This window comes from Streptomyces sp. WM4235 (genome assembly GCF_001279725.1).
Classification (GTDB): domain Bacteria; phylum Actinomycetota; class Actinomycetes; order Streptomycetales; family Streptomycetaceae; genus Streptomyces.
In genome coordinates this window covers 41088-59783 of sequence record NZ_LGDE01000338.1, presented here as the reverse complement: position 1 = coordinate 59783, position 18696 = coordinate 41088, and the positions used below count along the sequence as shown (strand labels likewise).

At 72.9% G+C, this 18696-nt stretch carries 14 protein-coding genes; 3 read left to right on the top strand and 11 right to left on the bottom strand.

Annotation, left to right across the window (positions count from 1 at the left end):
• Positions 1 to 402: 402 nt before the first annotated feature.
• Complete coding sequence (locus tag ADK55_RS22055) at positions 403 to 1410, bottom strand: stage II sporulation protein M (RefSeq protein WP_053681331.1); 1008 nt, start codon at positions 1408 to 1410, stop codon at positions 403 to 405.
• 114 nt (positions 1411 to 1524) lie between these two features.
• Between ADK55_RS22055 and ADK55_RS22050 the strand changes: the two genes are divergently transcribed.
• Positions 1525 to 2466 carry an RDD family protein gene (locus tag ADK55_RS22050; protein WP_053681329.1) on the top strand — a complete coding sequence of 314 codons (942 nt, stop codon included), beginning with the start codon at positions 1525 to 1527 and terminating at the stop codon, positions 2464 to 2466.
• 18 nt (positions 2467 to 2484) lie between these two features.
• Here the strand turns inward: ADK55_RS22050 and ADK55_RS22045 are convergent, their stop codons facing one another.
• Positions 2485 to 3111: a hypothetical protein gene (locus ADK55_RS22045; protein WP_053681327.1), complete on the bottom strand. Its 627-nt coding sequence runs from the start codon at positions 3109 to 3111 to the stop codon at positions 2485 to 2487.
• Positions 3112 to 3237: 126 nt separating this feature from the next.
• The gene (gene ahcY, locus ADK55_RS22040; RefSeq protein ID WP_053681325.1) at positions 3238 to 4674 is read right to left on the bottom strand and encodes an adenosylhomocysteinase; all 1437 of its coding nucleotides are present in this window, start codon (positions 4672 to 4674) and stop codon (positions 3238 to 3240) included.
• A gap of 342 nt (positions 4675 to 5016) precedes the next feature.
• Between ahcY and ADK55_RS22035 the strand changes: the two genes are divergently transcribed.
• Positions 5017 to 7125: a fructose-specific PTS transporter subunit EIIC gene (locus tag ADK55_RS22035; RefSeq protein WP_053681322.1), complete on the top strand. Its 2109-nt coding sequence runs from the start codon at positions 5017 to 5019 to the stop codon at positions 7123 to 7125.
• Positions 7126 to 7195: 70 nt separating this feature from the next.
• Here ADK55_RS22035 and ADK55_RS22030 read toward each other — a convergent pair whose 3' ends face one another.
• The 6 genes from ADK55_RS22030 to ADK55_RS22005 form a co-directional block, all read right to left on the bottom strand.
• Entirely contained in the window at positions 7196 to 8164 is a 969-nt protein-coding gene (locus ADK55_RS22030) for a cation diffusion facilitator family transporter (RefSeq protein ID WP_053681320.1), read from the bottom strand.
• A 94-nt stretch (positions 8165 to 8258) separates the two neighbouring features.
• Positions 8259 to 9416, bottom strand: a complete 1158-nt coding sequence (gene manA, locus ADK55_RS22025) for a mannose-6-phosphate isomerase, class I (RefSeq protein WP_053681318.1) — start codon at positions 9414 to 9416, stop codon at positions 8259 to 8261.
• Positions 9417 to 9469: 53 nt separating this feature from the next.
• Complete coding sequence (locus ADK55_RS22020; protein WP_053681316.1) at positions 9470 to 10603, bottom strand: SIS domain-containing protein; 1134 nt, start codon at positions 10601 to 10603, stop codon at positions 9470 to 9472.
• A gap of 82 nt (positions 10604 to 10685) precedes the next feature.
• Entirely contained in the window at positions 10686 to 10871 is a 186-nt protein-coding gene (locus tag ADK55_RS22015) for a Trm112 family protein (protein WP_053681314.1), read from the bottom strand.
• A 111-nt stretch (positions 10872 to 10982) separates the two neighbouring features.
• Positions 10983 to 12344: a phosphomannomutase/phosphoglucomutase gene (locus ADK55_RS22010; RefSeq protein ID WP_053681312.1), complete on the bottom strand. Its 1362-nt coding sequence runs from the start codon at positions 12342 to 12344 to the stop codon at positions 10983 to 10985.
• A gap of 91 nt (positions 12345 to 12435) precedes the next feature.
• Positions 12436 to 12810 carry a DUF3499 domain-containing protein gene (locus ADK55_RS22005; RefSeq protein WP_053681310.1) on the bottom strand — a complete coding sequence of 125 codons (375 nt, stop codon included), beginning with the start codon at positions 12808 to 12810 and terminating at the stop codon, positions 12436 to 12438.
• Positions 12811 to 12922: 112 nt separating this feature from the next.
• Between ADK55_RS22005 and ADK55_RS22000 the strand changes: the two genes are divergently transcribed.
• Positions 12923 to 13465, top strand: a complete 543-nt coding sequence (locus ADK55_RS22000; RefSeq protein WP_078999266.1) for a metallopeptidase family protein — start codon at positions 12923 to 12925, stop codon at positions 13463 to 13465.
• A gap of 61 nt (positions 13466 to 13526) precedes the next feature.
• Here ADK55_RS22000 and ADK55_RS21995 read toward each other — a convergent pair whose 3' ends face one another.
• Together ADK55_RS21995 and ADK55_RS21990 are read right to left on the bottom strand one after the other, a co-directional pair.
• Positions 13527 to 15005, bottom strand: coding sequence for a DUF5719 family protein (locus ADK55_RS21995; RefSeq protein ID WP_053681306.1), 1479 nt, complete (start codon positions 15003 to 15005; stop codon positions 13527 to 13529).
• Positions 15002 to 18559: a glycosyltransferase family 2 protein gene (locus ADK55_RS21990; RefSeq protein ID WP_053681304.1), complete on the bottom strand. Its 3558-nt coding sequence runs from the start codon at positions 18557 to 18559 to the stop codon at positions 15002 to 15004. Before ADK55_RS21990 ends, ADK55_RS21995 begins: the two co-directional genes overlap by 4 nt.
• Between the last annotated feature and the right edge of the window lie 137 nt (positions 18560 to 18696).

The following is an 18696-nucleotide window of genomic DNA, read 5'->3' as shown; positions in this document are numbered from 1 at the left end:
TGGCACGCTGTTGAGTTCTCAAGGAACGGACGCTTCCTTCGTTCCTGTTTCCAGGCCCTCCGGGCGCTTCCTTCGTTTCCGACTCTATCAGACTCTTTCTTGTCCGATTCCCGGTCGAAGCGGGTTTCGCTTTCCAGTTCTTCGCTTTCGCGTTTCCCTTTCCGGCGAGTCCGACTCTATCAGAGGTTTTCCACCGAATTTCCCGGCTTCAGACTTTCTGGAAGAAGAGTCGATTGTGCCCACTCGGAATTCAATTCCTGGGGGCGAGAGAGACGTTAAACCATCACTGCCGAACTTGTCCAGTTCGAGGCAACCGTTCGAATCTACCTCCCCGCTGCGACCGTGTCAACGGTGTTTGCGGGACGACGAGGAGACTAGCAGCTCGGCCGGCTCGTCCGCACATCAGGCCGCGGTGGGGAGCGTCGCCGTCTGGTCGGCTTCCTCTACGTCGCCCACGTCGCCGGCTCGGGCGGCGCGGCCGCCCAGGACGTAGACGTAGACCAGGAAGGCGGCCTCGGCGGCGACGCCGATGGTGATGCGGGCCCAGGTGGGGAGGCCGGACGGGGTGACGAAGCCCTCGATGAGGCCGGAGATGAAGAGGATGAAGGCGAGGCCGATGGCCATGCCGAGGGCGGCTCTGCCCTGTTCGGCGAGGGCGGCGCGGCGGGTGCGGGGCCCGGGGTCGATGACCGTCCACCCCAGGCGCAGGCCCATGCCGGCGGCGACGAAGACCGCGGTCAGTTCGAGCAGGCCGTGCGGAAGGATCAGGCCCAGGAAGACGTCGAGGCGACCGGCCGAAGCCATCAGACCGATGCCGACGCCGAGGTTGGCCATGTTCAGGAACAGGATCCAGAGAACCGGCAGCCCCAGGAACGCGCCCAGGACCAGGCACATCGCGGCCGCCTGCGCGTTGTTCGTCCAGACCTTGGCGGCGAAGGAGGCCGCGGGATGGCTGGAGTAGTACGTCTCGTACTCGCCACCCGGCTTGGTGAGTCGCCTCAGGTCGTCCGGTGCGGCGATGACGCTCTGTACCTCGGGGTTGGTGGCTATCCACCAGCCGAGCAGGACGCCGACGGCTATCGAGAGCACGGCCGTGGGGATCCACCAGCGGCGGCTGCGGTAGACGGCGGCCGGGAAACCGGCCGTGAAGAAGCGGGCGGCGTCGCGCCAGCCGGCGCGGCGGGCGCCGGTGACGGTGGCGCGGGCGCGCGCGACGAGCTGCGTGAGACGGCCGATGAGCATCGGGTCCGGGGCGCTCGACTGGATCAGGGACAGGTGGGTGGAGGTGCGCTGGTAGAGCGAGACGAGTTCGTCCGCCTCCTCGCCCGTGAGCCGACGGCCCCGGCCGAGGAGCTGTTCCAGACGCGCCCACTGCGCCTGGTGGGCCGCCACGAAGACGTCGACATCCATTCCGTTTACCGCTCCCCTGCCCCAGCCCAGCCGTTACGGCTTACTTCTCCTGTGGTCAGCTTGGCAGACTGGGGGAAACAGGGGCGGGTCAGGGCGGATGAAGGGTGCGCGTCAGTGAGCGATCTGGTGACGGGGGACGCGGTCGTCCTGGGGTTGAGGCCTGCGAGACTGCCGAGCCGGGCGCTTGCGATCTGTCTGGACGCGCTCGTCTACGGCGCCGGGTACCTGCTCGTCTCGATCGGCATCGTGTTCGCGACGGCCTCGCTGGACGACGCGGCCCAGGCCGCCGTGTCGGTGGGCATGTTCCTGCTGGTGCTGGTCGGTGTCCCGATCGCCGTGGAGACGCTCACCCACGGACGCTCGCTCGGGAAGTTGGCGCTGGGGCTGCGCGTGGTGCGGGAGGACGGCGGACCCATCCGGTTCCGGCACGCGCTGGTGCGCGGGGCGATGGGCGTCGTGGAGTTGCTGATCACCTTCGGGAGCGTGGCGTGCATCGCCTCGCTGGTGTCGTCGCGCGGGCGACGGCTCGGCGACGTGTTCGCGGGGACGCTCGTGGTCCGGGAGCGGGTGCCCGGAGCGCGGGTCATGCCGGTTCCTCCGCCGCCGCCGTGGCTGGCGGGGCGGTTCACGGGACTGGACCTGTCGGCCGTACCGGACGGACTGTGGCTGACGATCAGGCAGTACCTGACGCGTATGAACCAGTTGGACCCGCACACGGGCGCCGCGATGGCGGCGAAGCTCGCGGACGAGGTCGTGGCGCGTACCGGGACCCCGCCGCCTGCGGGGGTGCCGGCCGCCGCGTTCCTGATGGCCGTCGTGCACGAGCGGCAGTCGCGCGACGCGGCGCGGGCCTTCCGGGCGGCTCCGCGGCCGGCCGCGTACGGAGCGCAGGCCGCAGCGGCTCCCGTCCCGTACGGAGCGATGCCCGCGGTGCCCGCGCCGGTGGTGACGGCGCCGGTGGTCGCGCCGGTCGTCCACCCCGCGGTGGTCGCTCCGGCGCAGGGCTCCCCCGTCGAGCCGCCGCGCGGCGGGACCGGGTTCGCGCCGCCCGCGTGAGGCGGTGACCGCGAGGGACTACGGGGCCGGGTCCTCGAACGTCGAGGGCGGGGTCTCCAGGTGTTCGAGTTCGATGCCGGGGGCGGAGAGGACGACGTCGCCGGCGATGTGCACGGTGTGCACCTCGCCGGTGTCCAGGGCCGTGACGCGGTACGCGTCCACGGCGAGCGGGCCGCTGTCGGTGGGGTGTTCCTCGCGGCCGGTGAGCTCCCAGGCCTGGTCGACCGTGCGGGCGGCGAGGACCGGGTCGGTCAGGGCCAGGAGCCGCACGCGGGTGGCGGGATCGCCCGGGGTCAGGCGCAGCAGGCGGGTCGTCGCGATGAGGAAGGCCGGCGAGGTGCCGGTGAATCCGGGCGCCCGGACGTTGCCCTCGGTGGCCTCCGCGCCGGCGGGGTCGGTGCGGACCCAGGTGACGCCGTCGATGGCGGCGCCGCGGACCTGCCAGCCGGAGGCGTTGACCTCCAGCCGGATGGGGCGGCCGATCTCGTCGACGGCCAGGTCCACCGAGCCGGCGTGATCGCCGTTCGGGGTGGTGCGTTGGGCGACGTAGCGCCATCCGGAGGGGCCGGGCGCGCAGTGGAAGTGTTCCTCGCCGAGGGGCGTGTGGTCGTGCGGGTCGTGGAGCGAGTAGCGGCCGCGGGGCATCGGGTCCCAATTCTCGGATGGCCGCAGGGGCCTGGGTGGTCGGGGGCCTGGGGGCGGGGACGGGGCAGGCCCCCGGCGTGGTGCCGGGGGCCTGCCTGTGGTGCCGTGCCGCGGATCCGTCGGGGATCAGTAGCGGTAGTGGTCGGCCTTGTACGGGCCTTCGACCTTGACGCCGATGTAGGCGGCCTGCTCGGGGCGCAGGGTGGTGAGGCGGACGCCGAGGGCGTCGAGGTGGAGGCGGGCCACCTTCTCGTCGAGGTGCTTGGGGAGCACGTAGACGTCGGTGGGGTACTCCGCCTGCTTCGTGAAGAGTTCGATCTGGGCCAGGGTCTGGTCCGCGAAGGAGTTCGACATGACGAAGGAGGGGTGGCCGGTCGCGTTGCCGAGGTTCAGCAGGCGGCCCTCGGAGAGGACGATGAGGACCTTGCCGTCGGGGAACTTCCAGGTGTGGACCTGGGGCTTGACCTCGTCCTTGACGATGCCGTCGATCTTGGCCAGGCCGGCCATGTCGATCTCGTTGTCGAAGTGGCCGATGTTGCCGACGATGGCCTGGTGCTTCATCTTGGCCATGTCCGAGGCCATGATGATGTCCTTGTTGCCCGTGGTCGTGATGAAGATGTCGGCCGTCTCCACGACGTCGTCCAGGGTCGCGACCTGGTAGCCGTCCATGGCCGCCTGGAGGGCGCAGATCGGGTCGATCTCGGTGACGATGACGCGGGCGCCCTGGCCGCGGAGGGACTCGGCGCAGCCCTTGCCGACGTCGCCGTAGCCGAAGACGACCGCGACCTTGCCGCCGATGAGGACGTCGGTGGCGCGGTTGATGCCGTCGATGAGGGAGTGGCGGCAGCCGTACTTGTTGTCGAACTTCGACTTGGTGACGGCGTCGTTCACGTTGATCGCCGGGAAGAGCAGGGTGCCCTCGGCCATCATCTCGTACAGGCGGTGGACGCCGGTGGTGGTCTCCTCGGTCACGCCGCGGATCTCGGACGCGAGCTGCGTCCACTTCTGCGGGGACTCGCCGAGGGTGCGGTTCAGCAGGGTGAGGATGTGGGCGTACTCCTCGGAGTCCGCCGTCGACGGGTCCGGGGCCGCGCCGGCCTTCTCGAACTCGACGCCCTTGTGGACGAGGAGGGTGGCGTCACCACCGTCGTCGAGGATCATGTTCGGGCCGCCGGTGGGGGTGTTCGGCCAGGTCAGCGCCTGCTCCGTGCACCACCAGTACTCCTCCAGCGTCTCGCCCTTCCAGGCGTAGACGGGGACGCCCTGCGGGTTCTCCGGGGTGCCGTTCGGGCCGACCGCGATGGCGGCGGCCGCGTGGTCCTGGGTGGAGAAGATGTTGCAGGAGGCCCAGCGGACGTCGGCGCCGAGGGCGACGAGGGTCTCGATGAGCACGGCGGTCTGCACGGTCATGTGCAGGGAGCCGGTGATGCGGGCGCCGGCCAGCGGCTGGGCCTCGGCGTACTCGGCGCGGATCGACATCAGGCCGGGCATCTCGTGCTCGGCCAGGGTGATCTCCTTGCGGCCGAAGGCGGCGAGGGAGAGGTCTGCGACCTTGAAGTCCATGGGTGCTGCTCCTCATGGTTCGAGAGGGTGGGTACGGCTGAGCCGTGCATGGGCGGACCCGTGCACCGAGCACAGTCCGTCGGGGGCCCTCTCTCCCCTCGGCCGGTCACGAGGACCGCCCGACCGCCATCAGCAGCGACGCCTGACACTGGTGACGAATCTACACCGACCGGCCCGGTGAGCCCCAGCGGGCCGGAGAAGAAGTGCCAAGCGGACTCGGGCCGTCCGGCGCAGGGGTTCAGGGCCTTTCGGTCTTTTGGTCGGCCCCTCGCGTGTAGAAGGATGCGGTGGATCGGGTCGTGAGTGCGATCCCGCAGGACCTACGGCACGAAGGAGATCTCAGTGACCAGTCCGGCAGGCCCTCCCGGTGGCGGGGGCGCGAGCGTGGGCAAGCGCCTGAAGCTGCTCGCCGTGACCGCGTGCCCCACGGGGATCGCGCACACCTACATGGCGGCGGAGAAGCTCCAGCAGGCCGCGGAGCGGCTCGGCGTCGACATCAAGGTGGAGACCCAGGGGTCCATAGGGGCCGAGAACGTACTCGATGACAACGATGTCAATGAGGCGGACGGGATCATCATCGCCGCCGACAAGGAGGTCGATCGCACGCGGTTCGCGGGCAAGCGGGTCCTGTCGACGGGGGTCGCGGACGGGATCCACCGGCCCGAGGAGCTGATCGAGCGGGTGCGGAGCGCGCCGGTGCAGTCGGGGGCGACGTCGTCGGAGAACTCCGGGGGCGGCGGCAACGAGCGCAGCGCCGCGTACAAGGCGCTGATGAACGGCGTCTCGCACATGATCCCGTTCGTGGTGGTGGGCGGTCTGCTGCTCGCCGTCTCGATCGCGCTCGGCGGCCACTCGTCCGCGAAGGGCATCACCTTCGACGAGGGGTCGTTCTGGTTCTACGTGAACGCCCTCGGCGGCCTCGGCTTCAAGCTGATGCTGCCGATCTTCTCCGGGTACATCGCCTTCGCGTTGGGTGACCGGCCCGCGCTGGTGCCGGGCATGCTCGGCGGTTTCCTGGCCGCGGAGGCCACGACCGTCTACGGGGCGGAGGCGAACGCGGGGTTCCTGGGCGCCATCGCGACGGGCTTCCTCGCCGGCTACCTGGTGATCTGGATCAAGAAGGTCAAGGTCCCGAGGTTCGTCCAGCCGATCATGCCGATCATCGTGATCCCGATCGTCTCGACGCTGGCCCTCGGTCTGCTCTACATCTACGTGATCGGGCGGCCGATCTCCTGGGTGTTCACGCACCTGACCGACTGGCTGAACGGGATGACCGGCTCCAGCGCGATCGTGCTCGGCGCCCTCATCGGTCTGATGATCGCCTTCGACATGGGCGGTCCGGTCAACAAGACGGCCTTCCTCGTCGCCGTGGGTCTCATCGGCACGAACAATGCCGTCATGGGCATGGCCGCCGCCGCCATCCCGGTCATGCCGCTCGGCCAGGGCCTGGCCACACTGCTGCGGCGCAAGCTCTACGGCGATCAGGAACGGGAGACGGGCATCGCCGCTCTCTTCATGGGCTTCTTCGGCATATCCGAGGGCGCCATCCCGTTCGCCGCGGCGCGACCGGCGCAGGTGATCCCGGCGAACATGCTCGGCGGGGCGGTGGCCGGCGCCGTCGCGGGCATGGCCGGGGTCGAGAACTCGGTGCCGCACGGCGGTCCGATCGTCGCGCTGTTCGGCGCGGTGAGCGGTCTCGCGATGTTCTTCGTCGCCATCGCCGCGGGTGTCGCGGTCACCGCGCTGACGACCAACGCGCTGATCGGGATCAAGGAGCGGCGGAGCCGTTCCTCCGTGCCGGTACCGGGCGCGGTGCCCGAGCCGGTGCTCGTCGGGGTGGGCGCGGGTGCGGCGGGCGCGACCGAGGGGTCGGTCCCGGCCCCGCGGGCCGCCGGTGCCGGTGCCGGTGCCGGCGGCGCGAAGGCGACCGCGAACACGACGGTCGTGGCGGGGCCTTCGGCCGGCACGGACGACGGCGCGGAAGACGGTGGGGCCGAGGTGCTCTCCGGGTACCTGACCGCGCGGACCGTGAGGACGGAGCTGGTCGCGGACACCAAGGAGGCGGCGATCCGCGAGATGGCGGAGATGCTCGCGGCCACCGGCAACGTCCGTGACGTGGAGGAGCTGGTACGGGTCGCCCTCGCCCGGGAGGCGCGGGGGACGACGGGGCTCGGCGAGTCGATCGCGATCCCGCACGCCAAGACGGACGCGGTGACGAGTCCCACGGTCGGCTTCGCCCGGTCCGACGAGGGCGTCGAGTGGGGTGCGCCGGACGGCACGAAGGCCCACCTGGTCTTCATGATCTCGGTGCCGGAGGCGGCCGCCGGTGACGAACACCTGCGGATCCTGGCCCTGTTGTCGCGCAAGTTGATGGACGTCGACTTCCGGGCCCGGCTGCGGTCCGCACCGGACGAGCGGGCCGTCCTCGCGGTGCTGCGCGAGATCGCGTAGCCGGGCCGGGACGTGCGAAGGCCCCCGCGGCCGGTGGGCGGCGGGGGCCTTCGCACGTTCTCGGGGTGTGTCAGTGGGCGGGATCGCCGCCGGGGGTGGCCGCGGGGTTGGCGCCGGCCGCGGCGGCCTCGGCGTTGTAGATGTCCGGCTCCAGGTAGATCACCCGGGCGATCGGGACCGCGGCGCGGATGCGGGCCTCGGCCTCGTTGATGGCGTTGGCCACCTCGGTCGCGGTGTCGTCGTGCCGGACGGCGATCTTCGCGGCGACGAGCAGTTCCTCGGGGCCGAGGTGCAGGGTGCGCATGTGGATGACGCCGGTGACCACGTCACCGTCGACCAGGGCGGCCGTGATCTTGTCGACGTCCTCGGTGCCGGCGGCCTCGCCCAGCAGCAGCGACTTGGTCTCGGCGGCGAGCACGATGGCGATGATGATCAGCAGGACGCCGATGCAGAGGGTGCCGATGCCGTCCCACACGCCGTCGCCGGTGGCCAGGGCCAGACCGACGCCGCCGAGGGCGAGGACCAGGCCGATGAGCGCCCCGAGGTCTTCGAGGAGGACGACGGGAAGCTCGGGGGCCTTGGCGCGCTTGACGAACTGGGCCCAGGTGAGCGAGCCGCGGATCTCGTTCGACTCCTTGATGGCGGTGCGGAAGGAGAAGGACTCCGCGATGATCGCGAAGACGAGGACGCCGATCGGCCAGTACCACTGCTCGATCGGGTGCGGGTGGTTGATCTTCTCGATGCCCTCGTAGATGGCGAACATGCCACCGACGGTGAACAGCACGATGGACACCAGGAAGGCGTAGATGTAGCGCTCGCGCCCGTACCCGAAGGGGTGTTGGGGGGTGGCCTCGCGCTTGGCCTTCTTGCCGCCGAGGAGCAGCAGCCCCTGGTTGCCGGAGTCCGCGAGCGAGTGAACGCTCTCCGCGAGCATCGACGACGAGCCGCTGAAGACGTAGGCCACGAACTTGGCTACGGCGATGGCGAGGTTGGCGGCGAGTGCCGCCACGATCGCCCTGGTACCGCCCGACGCGCTCATGGGTGCTGGGTGTCCCTTCCTCGATGCGGCGCCCCTGGGCCGGGGAGCCGCGCTACGGCCGCATATTGTCGCAGCCGCCGGTAGGGACGGTACGTCAGACCACGACGGTGGCGCGGAAGACGGTACCGCTACCGGACAGTTCGACCATTTCGCCGGCCGGTACGAAGACGGACTCGCCTGGGGCCAGGGTCAGTTCGCCGGCCTGCGGGGCGCCGGCGGTGCAGAGCAGGATCTGCGGGGCCGTGTCGGGGAGGGACCGGGGGGCGCCGCCGGGGGCGAGGAGGAAGCGGGAGAGCCGGAACTCGTCGATGGGGGTCTCGTAGACCTCCTCGGCGCCGCCTTCGGGGCGCTGCACCGCGGGGTCGCCGGACTCGAAGCCGACGATCTTCAGCAGCTCGGGAACGTCGACGTGCTTGGGGGTGAGGCCCGCGCGCAGCACGTTGTCGGAGTTGGCGAGCAGCTCGACGCCGAGTCCGTCGATGTAGGCGTGTGGGACGCCGGCGCCGAGGAACATGGCCTCGCCGGGCTGGAGCCGTACGTGGTTGAGCAGCATGGCCGCGATGACGCCGGGGTCCCCCGGGTAGTCGTGGACGAGTGCCGCGTACGGGGCGTAGCGGCCGCCGAGGCGCGCGGCGGCGGCCGCGGCCTCGGTGACGGTGCGGGCCATCTCCGTGCGGTCGGCGGTGAGGACGGCGGTGAGGACCTCGCGCAGCGCGGCCTCTTCGGGGTGGGCGTGCAGCAGGTCGACGTACGGCTTGAGGGAGTCGACCTCCAGGCCGGCGAGGAGTTCCGCGGTCTCCAGCGGGGCGCGGAAGCCGCACAGGCCGTCGAAGGGGGTGAGGGCGCAGATCATCTCGGGCTTGTGGTTGGCGTCCTTGTAGTTGCGCTGGCCCGCGTCGATCGGGACGCCGCGGCGCTCCTCGTCCGCGAAGCCGGCCCTGGCCTGTTCCAGGTCGGGGTGGACCTGGAGGGAGAGCGGGGCGCCGGCGGCGAGGAGCTTGAGGAGGAAGGGCAGTCGGGGGCCGAACCTGGCGACGGTGGCGGCGCCGAGCTCGCGCTCGGGGTCGGCGGCGATGACGTCCGAGAGGCTGACCTCGCCGGCTCCGCGATCGAGGCGGGACGGGGCGCCGGGGTGGGCGCCCATCCACATCTCGGCCTGGGGTTCACCGGTGGGCTCGACCCCGAGGAGGGCGGGGATCGCGGTGGTCGATCCCCAGGCGTAGGGGCGGATGGTGTTCGTCAGACGGTCCATCGTCGTCTTCCTGGGTCTTGATGTGGGGCTGGGCAGGCGGGCACGGGTGTGCCTCAGCGGTGTCCCCCTGACGCCAACGCCAGGTAGGCGGTGGCGAAGTCGGTGATGGCGAGGAGTTCGGCGAGCTGTTCCAACTCGGTTCCCTCCTCCGGTTCGAGTTCGCTGATGGCCGTGTCGTGGCCGAGGGCGAGCTCGCGGGCGGCGGGTGCGGCGCTGAGGCCGCCGGTGGGTCGGTCGCGCAGCAGGACGACGCGGGCGCGCAGGGCCTGGGGTTCGTCGACGCGGTCGCGGAAGAAGTCGTCGGGGTCGGCGCCGGCGGCGAGGGCCCCGGCGAGGAGCACGCCGTGTGCGGGCAGTGCCTCGGGGAGTTCGGCGGCGAGGGCGGGCCGGCCGGCGAGTTCGGCGAGGGTCGCGGCGAACCGGCGTCCGGCCGGGCCGGCTCCGAGGCCTTCGCTCCAGATGAGCGGGAGGGATTCGGCGAGTTCGGAGGCGAGGGTCTTGGCCGGGTTGGAGTAGGTGACGATGGCCGGTCCGCAGCGCTCCGCGGTGCGGTCGAGCCGGTCGGCGACGAGCTGGAGGGTGGCGGGGGCCGCGGTGACGAGTCCGACCTTGTCGAGGAGGACCAGCAGCGGGGTGAGCAGGGCCCACAGGGCGCCGGGGCCGGCCGCGGCGGATTCGTCGTACTCCTGGTACGGGGCCCGGGCCATCGGTACGAGCACTCCGTGGGCGCCGTCGACGGACTCGGTCAGCGGGGAGCGTTCGGGGGCGACGGCGACGACGGTGCAGCCGCGGCGGTAGGCCTGTTCGGCGAGGAGGCCCAGTCCGGGCTCGGTTCCGTCGGTGGTGGCGATGAGCAGCAGGTCGACCGGTCCGGCCCAGCCGGGCAGCGTCCAGCGCAGGGCGCCGGAGGCGTGGGCGACGCCGGTGGGGTCCAGGCGGACGACGGGCGCGGACGCGCCGGCGAGGGCGCCGAGCAGGTCGGCGACGCCGGTTGCGGCGGTGCCGGAGCCGGCGATGAGCACGGCGCGGGGGCGGCCGTCGGGCCGCAGGTCGGCCAGGCCGGCCTCGGCGGCGTGCCGGGCGGCGGTGCGGACCCTGGCTCCGGCGTCGGCGGCGCCGCGGAGCAGGCCCCGGCGGTCGGCGCGGACCAGGGCGTCCGGGTCGTCGAGGAGTGACTCGTCGAGCATGGCGGCCTCCGGCTGTGTGTGGACGGACCCGGGGGCGAGGGCCCCGGGGGACGGAACCGGTCTCAGCGTCTGCGCGGGCGGGTCAGGCGGGGCGGCGGGCCTCGTCCACGAGGAGGACCGGGATGCCGTCACGGACGGGGTACGCGAGGCCGCAGTCCTGGCCGGTGCAGATCAGCTCGGGGGTGGTCTCGTCGGCCGACTTGTCGTCGAGGGGCGAGTGGCAGGCGGGACAGGCGAGGATCTGCAGGAGGCCGGCTTCGAGCGGCATGGGGCGCTTCCCTTCGAACATGCGGATTGGGCGAGGTCAGCGTACCGCCGGGCCGCGTGTGACGCGGCCCGGCCCGGTGTGCTGCCGGCGGCTTGTTGTGGGGCGGGGTGGCTACGCGCGGACGAGCGCGAGGACCTCGTCGCGGATCTTTTCGAGGGTCGCGGTGTCGCGGGCCTCGACGTTCAGGCGCAGCAGCGGTTCCGTGTTGGACGGGCGCAGGTTGAACCACCAGTCGGCGGTGGTCACGGTCAGGCCGTCGAGTTCGTCGACGGTGGCGTCGTCCCGGGTGCCGTAGGTCTTGCGGACGAGGGCGGTGCGGCCGGCCTGGTCGGCGACGGTCGAGTTGATCTCGCCGGAGCCGACGTAGCGGTCGTAGGAGGAGACCAGGTCGGAGAGGGGGCCGGGCTGGCCGCCGAGGGCCGCGAGGACGTGGAGCGCGGCGAGCATGCCGGTGTCCGCGTTCCAGAAGTCCTTGAAGTAGTAGTGCGCGGAGTGCTCGCCGCCGAAGATGGCGCCGGAGGTGGCCATCTCCTGCTTGATGAAGGAGTGTCCGACGCGGGTGCGGACGGGGGTGCCGCCGTGTTCCTTGACGACCTCGGGGACGGACCAGGAGGTGATCAGGTTGTGGATGACGACGCCGGTGCCGCCGTTGCGGGCCAGTTCGCGGGCGGCGACCAGGGCGGTGATGGCGGAGGGGGAGACGCCCTGGCCGCGCTCGTCGACGACGAAGCAGCGGTCGGCGTCGCCGTCGAAGGCGAGTCCGAGGTCGGCGCCCTCGGCGAGCACGCGGGCCTGGAGGTCGACGAGGTTCTTCGGGTCGAGGGGGTTCGCCTCGTGGTTGGGGAAGGTCCCGTCGAGTTCGAAGTACATGGGGACGAGGTCCAGCGGGAGGCCCTCGAAGACGGTGGGGACGGTGTGTCCGCCCATGCCGTTGCCCGCGTCGACGACGACCTTGAGGGGGCGGACGGCCGTGAGGTCGACCAGGGCCTTGAGGTGGTCGGCGTACCCGGTGAGGGTGTCCTGCTCGGTGATGGTGCCCGGGACGGTGCCGGCGGGGGCGCCCTCGTCGGTCCACTTCTCGGCGAGTTCGCGGATGGTGGCGAGGCCGGTGTCCTGGCCCACGGGGGCGGCGCCGGCGCGGCAGAGCTTGATGCCGTTGTACCGGGCCGGGTTGTGCGAGGCGGTGAACATCGCGCCGGGCAGGTCCAGCGTGCCGGAGGCGTAGTACAGCTGGTCGGTGGAGCACAGTCCGATCAGGGTGACGTCCACGCCGCGGGCGGCCGCGCCGCGGGCGAAGGCGCCGGAGAGGGCGGGCGAGGAGGGGCGCATGTCGTGGCCGACCACGATGGCGGTGGCGCCGGTGACCTCGACGAAGGCGGCGCCGAACAGTTCGGCCAGCGATTCGTCCCACTCGTCGGGCACGACGCCGCGCACGTCGTACGCCTTGACGATGTTCGAAAGATCTGCGGCCACTGCCTGCCCCCCTGAAGGATCCGTGCGGTGGGGCAAACCTACCCTGTGCCCGGATCGCCCTTTCGGAGGAGCCGAGGGGCGGCGGGCGGGGTCAGGAGTCGGGTGAGCGCAGGACGCGCAGGTGTCCTCTTCGGGTCTCGCCGGGGGTGGGGGCGCCGGGTCCGGAGCCGCCCGCCTGGGCCGCGCGGTCGTGCGGGCGGGCCGCCTCGCGCACGGCGTTGGCCAGGGCTTCGAGGTCGTCGCCGCTGGGGCGGGAGGGGGCCGAACCGTCGGTCAGGCGCACCACGTCCCAGCCCCGGGGGGCGGTCAGGCGCTCGGAGTGCTCGGCGCACAGGTCGTAACAGTGGGGTTCGGCGTAGGTGGCGAGCGGGCCGAGAACTGCGGTCGAGTCGGCGTAGACGTACGTCAGTGTGGCGACGGCAGGGCGGCCGCACGCGGTGCGCGAACAGCGACGTACAAGGCTCACGACGTTGGACGGTACCGCACTCTTGACCGGGCCGCGACGACTCCCCCACCGGGTACGCCCCCGTGTCGCCCTGAACGGGCCCCGACCCCGGCCGGATTGCTCGCGGTACGACATGGGGCCGTGCCCGCCGGGAGGCCCTGCCGGGGGGCAGGGTGACGGCTACCCTGCGAGGGTGACGGACAGCCCGCTGAAGCCCCCGATTCCCACGAGTCCCGAAGGGACCCCCCACGAGCCGAGGCCCCGGCGGCGCGACCGCCACGGGCGGGGGATGCGGGGGCCGGTGGCGCCACCTCAGGTGCCGCTGTCGGCGAGCCGGGCGGAGCTGTTCGGTGATCTCGTACGGGATTCCGTGGAGCGGTTGGAGCGGCGCTGGACGCAGCTCGCCGAGGTGGAGTTCGTGGTCGCGGACGTGCCGGGGCCGCCGGGTGGCGCGGACGGTGGTTGGAACGACGAGGCGGTGCCGCTCGGCGGGCTGGTGGAGGCCCGGGACGGGCGACCGGCGCGGATCGTGGTGTTCCGGCGGCCGGTGGAGATCCGGGCGAAGGGGCGCGACGAGAAGGCCGTGCTGGTGCACGAGATCGTGGTGGAACAGGTGGCGGAGCTGTTGGGGCTCTCGCCGGAGATCGTGGATCCGCGCTACGGGCAGCAGGACTGACGGCCCCGCCGGCGCGTGCGGCGCGGGGCTTCGCCGGGTGCCGGCGGAGCCCCGCGGCGGTTCACCTGGTCAGGATCGAGAGGTCCTCGACGGCCTTGGGGACCGAGACCGTGGAGAGGTCGTCGGCGAAGGGCTGGATGGTGAACATGGGGATGCCCTCGTGCGGCAGGGTCAGCGTGCGGGAGGCGTACACGGGGCCCCCGGACAGGGTTTCCAGCGTCAGGGCGTAGGCGCCCTTCGCGCCGGTGGGGACTGGCGGCGGGGACACGGCCAGGGTGGTTCCCGCCTTGACGGTGACTTCCTTGACGGTGGGTTCGCCGCCGTCGGTGCCCGGTGAGGCCGTGACGCGGACCTTCGCGTCCTTGCCGCCCGCGGCGGTGAGGGCGAGCAGGGTCGCCTTGTCGTCGAGCCGGTTGTCCGCGACGGTGGCCCGTGCGCCCACGGGGGCGGTGGCCGGGAGGAAGCCCAGCTCCTGCTTGGCTCCGGTGCCGCGGACCACGCGGACGGCCGCGACGATCGGGGTGGCCTTCTTCGGGTCCGCGGGGGTCAGGTGGAGGGAGCCCACCTCGCCGCGGGTGAGGTCCTTGAGGTCCACGCTCGCCGTCATGCCGGCCTTGACGTGCAGTTGTTCGTTGCCGGCCGGGCTGATGGAGCCGCCGGGGCCGGCCAGTCGCAGGTTGAGGTCGGCGTCGTCCTCGCCGGGGGCGAAGGCGACGAGCCGGACGGAGGTGGCGTCCGCCGGGATGCCGGGTAGGACGAGGCTGCCCGTGGGTCCGGTGGACGCCGGCAGCCAGTCGACGCCGACTCCCTCCTCGGCGATCTGCGCGGTGGCGCCGACCCGGCCGGTGACGACGGTGACGCGGGCGGTGAGGTCGGTGAGCTGGGTGCCCGGGAGGAAGTCGGACAGCATCACCTTGGCGCTGGCGCGGGGGTCGACCTTGTAGGGGAGCCGTTCGGGGCTGCCGGGCTTGTCCTTGAGCAGGCCGTCCGGTCCGTACAGCTTCACCTGGACGGTGGCCTCGGTGTCGTCCGGGTTGGTCAGGTGGATGGAGTCGAGGCGGCCCTTGGCGCTGCTGAGGGCGGGGAACCAGAAGTCGGTGCCGGGCGGTGTGCAGGCGACGCCGAGGAGGCCGCGGGACTGGCCCACCGCGACCTTGGTGGTCTGTTGGGCGGTCCAGCCGGGGGCCATGGCCCCGTCGGCGAAGCCGGTCAGCGGGGGCGCCTCGGCGCCCGAGGCGGCGGCTCCGGCGGGCTTGCCCGGCTCCTTGGGTTGCACGACGGGCTTGCCGTCCCTGGTGAGGAGCCGGGCCGTGCCGCGGGCGCCCGGTTTGCCGGGGGTGATCGAGGTGTACGTGGTCTCCGCGATGTCCGAGGTGCTGGGTGCGGGGCACGTCAGCACGGACCGTTCCACGGGCATCCGGGAGGCGCCCGCGGCGCCCTCGGCGGCCGGGGCGGCGGGGGCGGTCAGTGAGGCGATGCCGGTGACGGCGGCCAGCGCGGCGGCCACCGCCGCGAGCGTCAGGGGTGCGCGCTGCTTCACTGCTGGGGGCTCCCGTCCGGACGCGGTTCGTGCTGTCCGTAGGTGTTCTCGTACGGCTCGTACTGGTACGGGTACTGCTGTTGCTGTTGCTGCTGTTGCTGGTAGGGGTCCTGGGGCGGGTACGGGTACGGCTCGGCGTACTGCTCCCGGGTGGGCTCCTGCGGGGCCTGCCGCTGCTCGTACGGGTAGTCCTGGTACGCGTACCCCTCCTCGCCGTAGGCCTGCTGCGCGGGGATCTGCGCGTACGGGTCGGCGACGGCGGCCGTCGGGGTCGCGGGCCGCTGTTCGGCCTCGGCCTCCGCGCGCAGGCGGCGGGCGCGCCGGCCTTCCCCGGCGGCGTCGGCCTGGGCGGGGATGGCGGCGTCCTCCTCGGGGAGGTCGTCGTCGAGGCGTGCGCGGCGGCCCGGCAGGGCCATCACGAGCAGCACCAGCGCGAGGAGGCCCTGGGCCCAGTGCCAGGCGTCGCGGCCGGCGGCGTCCTCGTGGACGAGGTCCAGGCGGCCTTCGCCGGCGGGCAGTTCGAAGCCCTGCGCCCAGCCGTCGACCGTCTTGGCCTTGAGCGGCTCGCCGTCGACGGTGGCCCGCCAGCCCGGGTCGGCCCGGTCGGCGATGCGCAGGACGCGGCCCTCCTCGCCGGCCGGGATGGTGGTGTGGACCTCGACGGGTCCGGCTTCGATGGCGACGGGGGCCTGGCCCTGGCGGCCGGGGACGATGACGGCGCGGGCCGGGGCCCGTTCGACCTCCCAGGAGGCGACGTCGTCGTCCTGGACGGCCTTGAGGCCGGGGGTGGCGTCGAGTACCTGGCGGAAGTGGGCGGGCGCGCCGGGCTGGAGGACGACGTAGCGGACGGCGAAGTCGTCGAGCTGGTCGGACTGGTCGGCGCCGGAGCCCGAGACCAGGCTGGAGACGACCTTGGTGAGGCGGGGTTCGGAGCCGGCGCCGGCGAGGAGTTCGGCGTCGCCGAGGCGGGCGCCGGAGCCGCGGACCAGGCTGTAGGAGACGGTGGCGGGCGAGTCGCCGGTCAGGACGAGGGTGCGGGTCTGGTTGGTGTCGCCGCTGAGGTAGGCGGCGGCGGCCGGTACCTGGGCGGGGTCGCGGCGGGTCAGCGGGCCCTCGGCGCCGGAGAACATCCAGCCGGCGGCGGCGAGCAGCGGGCCGACGGCCGCGGCGAGTCCGACGAGCGCGGCGAGGGGTTGGCGCCAGCCGAAGCTGCTGGCGGCGACCCGGTGCTTGGCGCCGTCGGCGCCGAGCAGGGCGGCCGCGAGGAGGCCGATGCCGTAGACGAGGGTGGCGGGGCCCGCCCAGGTGTCGCGGTTGAGGAGGACGGCGAGGAGCAGCCCGGTCAGGGCCGTGGCCCAGGCGACGCGGACGGCGAAGCGGCGGTCGGCGCGCAGCAGGGCGGCGAGCGCGGCGAGCAGGACGCCGATCAGGAGGAGTCCGCCGCCGGCGCCGGGGCCGCCGGGGCTGATGCCGAGCAGGTCGAGGGCGCCGGCGCGGGCCCCGTAGGGCAGTCCGGCCTCGCGCAGGAAGCGGGTCGGGTGGGTGAGCAGGCCCAGGGACCAGGGGGCGAGTACGAGGAGGGGTACGCCGAGGTTGGCGAGGAGGCGGGGTCCGTACGTCTTCCAGCGCGCGCGGCGGGTGATGAGCGCGGCGGTGCCGAGGACGAGGGCGAGCGGCCACACGACGGGGGTGAAGGCGGTGGCCAGGGTCAGCAGCAGGGTGTACGTCCACAGTGCCCGCCAGCTGCCTTCGGCCTCGGGTCCGCCCAAGCCGAAGGCGGTGACGGCGGCGCGGGCGATGAGCGGGAGCAGGACGGCGAGGACGGCGGTGCCGAGGAGGCCGCCGGCCAGGGCGCCGGTGACGGCGGGGAGGAAGGCGTAGGCGACGGCGGCCCAGGCGCGCAGCAGCCGGGATTCGAGGAGGGGCCGGGACGCGAAGTAGGCGGTGAGGCCGGCGAGCGGGACCGAGCAGACGAGCAGCAGGGTCAGGGCGGCCTGGGTGGAGCCGTACAGCAGGCCGGCGACGGCGCCGAGCACGGCGAGGTAGGGCGGGGCCCCGGTGGTGGTGCCGAGGCCGACGGGCTGCCAGTCGGTGGTGTAGGCGCGCCAGAGGTCGAGGCCCCGGTCGGGGGCGGGGAGCAGGGCGCCGCCCATGAGGGAGCCGCCGAAGAGCAGGGAGCGGCAGGCGACGAGGGAGACGAGCAGGAGCAGGGCGAAGAGGACGGGGGCCGGGTTGCGGGCGATCCGCTTGAGCCGGGCGAACTGTTCGATCTCCAGGTAGTCGGCGTCGTCGCCGCCGGGGCCGGATTCGATGGCTCCGCCGTGTCTGCTGACGCCGGCGGAGTCGCTGTCGCGGTCGGCGCCGAAGTACCCGGCGAGTTGTTCGACGTTGGCGCGCAGGGTGGCGCCGGGCGGCGGGAAGAGCGGGCGCAGTTCCTTGGCCGGGACGACGGCGCCGCGGCGAGCCTTGCGGGCGGCGAGGAGCCGGCCGGGGCGGAGCAGGGTGGCGAGGAGGCCGGTGAACTCGTCGACGGCTTGGCCGGGGGCCTTGCCGACGAGGTAGCCGAGGGTGCGCAGCAGGGTGCCGAGGAGCAGCCGCAGCAGGACGTACGGCAGGGCGCGGCCGGAGCTGTTGGTGAGCACGGTGTAGACGGCGCCGGCCTTGTCGACGCGGTGGGCCCCGACGGCGGAGCGGCCGGCGCAGTCGACGGTGCGGCGTTCGCGGGCGGCGGCCTCGGCGTGCCGCATGACGGCGTCGGGGGCGACGAGGACGGTGTGGCCGGCGCTCTGTACGCGCCAGCACAGGTCGACGTCGTCGCGCATGAGCGGGAGCCTGCGGTCGAAGCCGCCGAGGGCGTCGTAGACGTCGCGGCGCACCAGCATGCCCGCGGTGGAGACGGACAGGACGGGGCGGATCTGGTCGTGCTGGCCCTGGTCCTGTTCGCGGCGGTCGAGTCCGGTCCAGCGGCGGCCGCTGCGGGCGATGGTGACGCCGGCTTCGAGGAGCTGCTTCTTGTCGTACCAGCCGCGCAGTTTGGGGCCGATGACGGCGGCGTCGGGGTTCTCCTCGGCGACGCGCAGCAGTTCGGCGAGGGCGTCGGGTTCGGGGGCGCAGTCGTCGTGGAGCAGCCAGAGCCACTGCACCGGTTCGCCGTGGGGGAGTTCGGGGAGGTCGTACGCGTCGTCCCGCCAGGTGCGGCTGACGGGGTCCCAGCCGCTGGGGCGCTTGAGGTAGGGAAGGTCGTCGGTGGTCGGTACGCCGGCGGTGCGGACGGCCTCGTCGACGGCGGTGCCGAATCCGGTGCGGCGGGCCAGGTGCAGGACCCGGTCGGCGCCGAGGGCCTCGGTCAGCAGTCGCGCGGACTCGTCGGCGCTGCCGGTGTCGGCGGCGACGTGGTTCTGCGCGGGGCGTTCCTGGCCGAGGAGTCCGGCGAGGGCGCGGGGGAGCCAGCGCGCGCCGTCATGGGCGACGAGGACCGCGGTGACGACGTGCCGGGGGAACTCGGGGGTGGCGGCGCCCTGGTGGGAGGCCGACGAGTTGCTGTGCAGGGACATCGCGGTACGGGCCCTCCGGCCGGGGGTCCGGGGGTGGTGTGCCCTCGGAGGCTGCTGGACAGCGCCCCACACTAACGGCTCGGAACACAGCGGTCCGCCTCCTGCGGGGAAGGTGCGGGAGGCGGACCGTTTGCTCT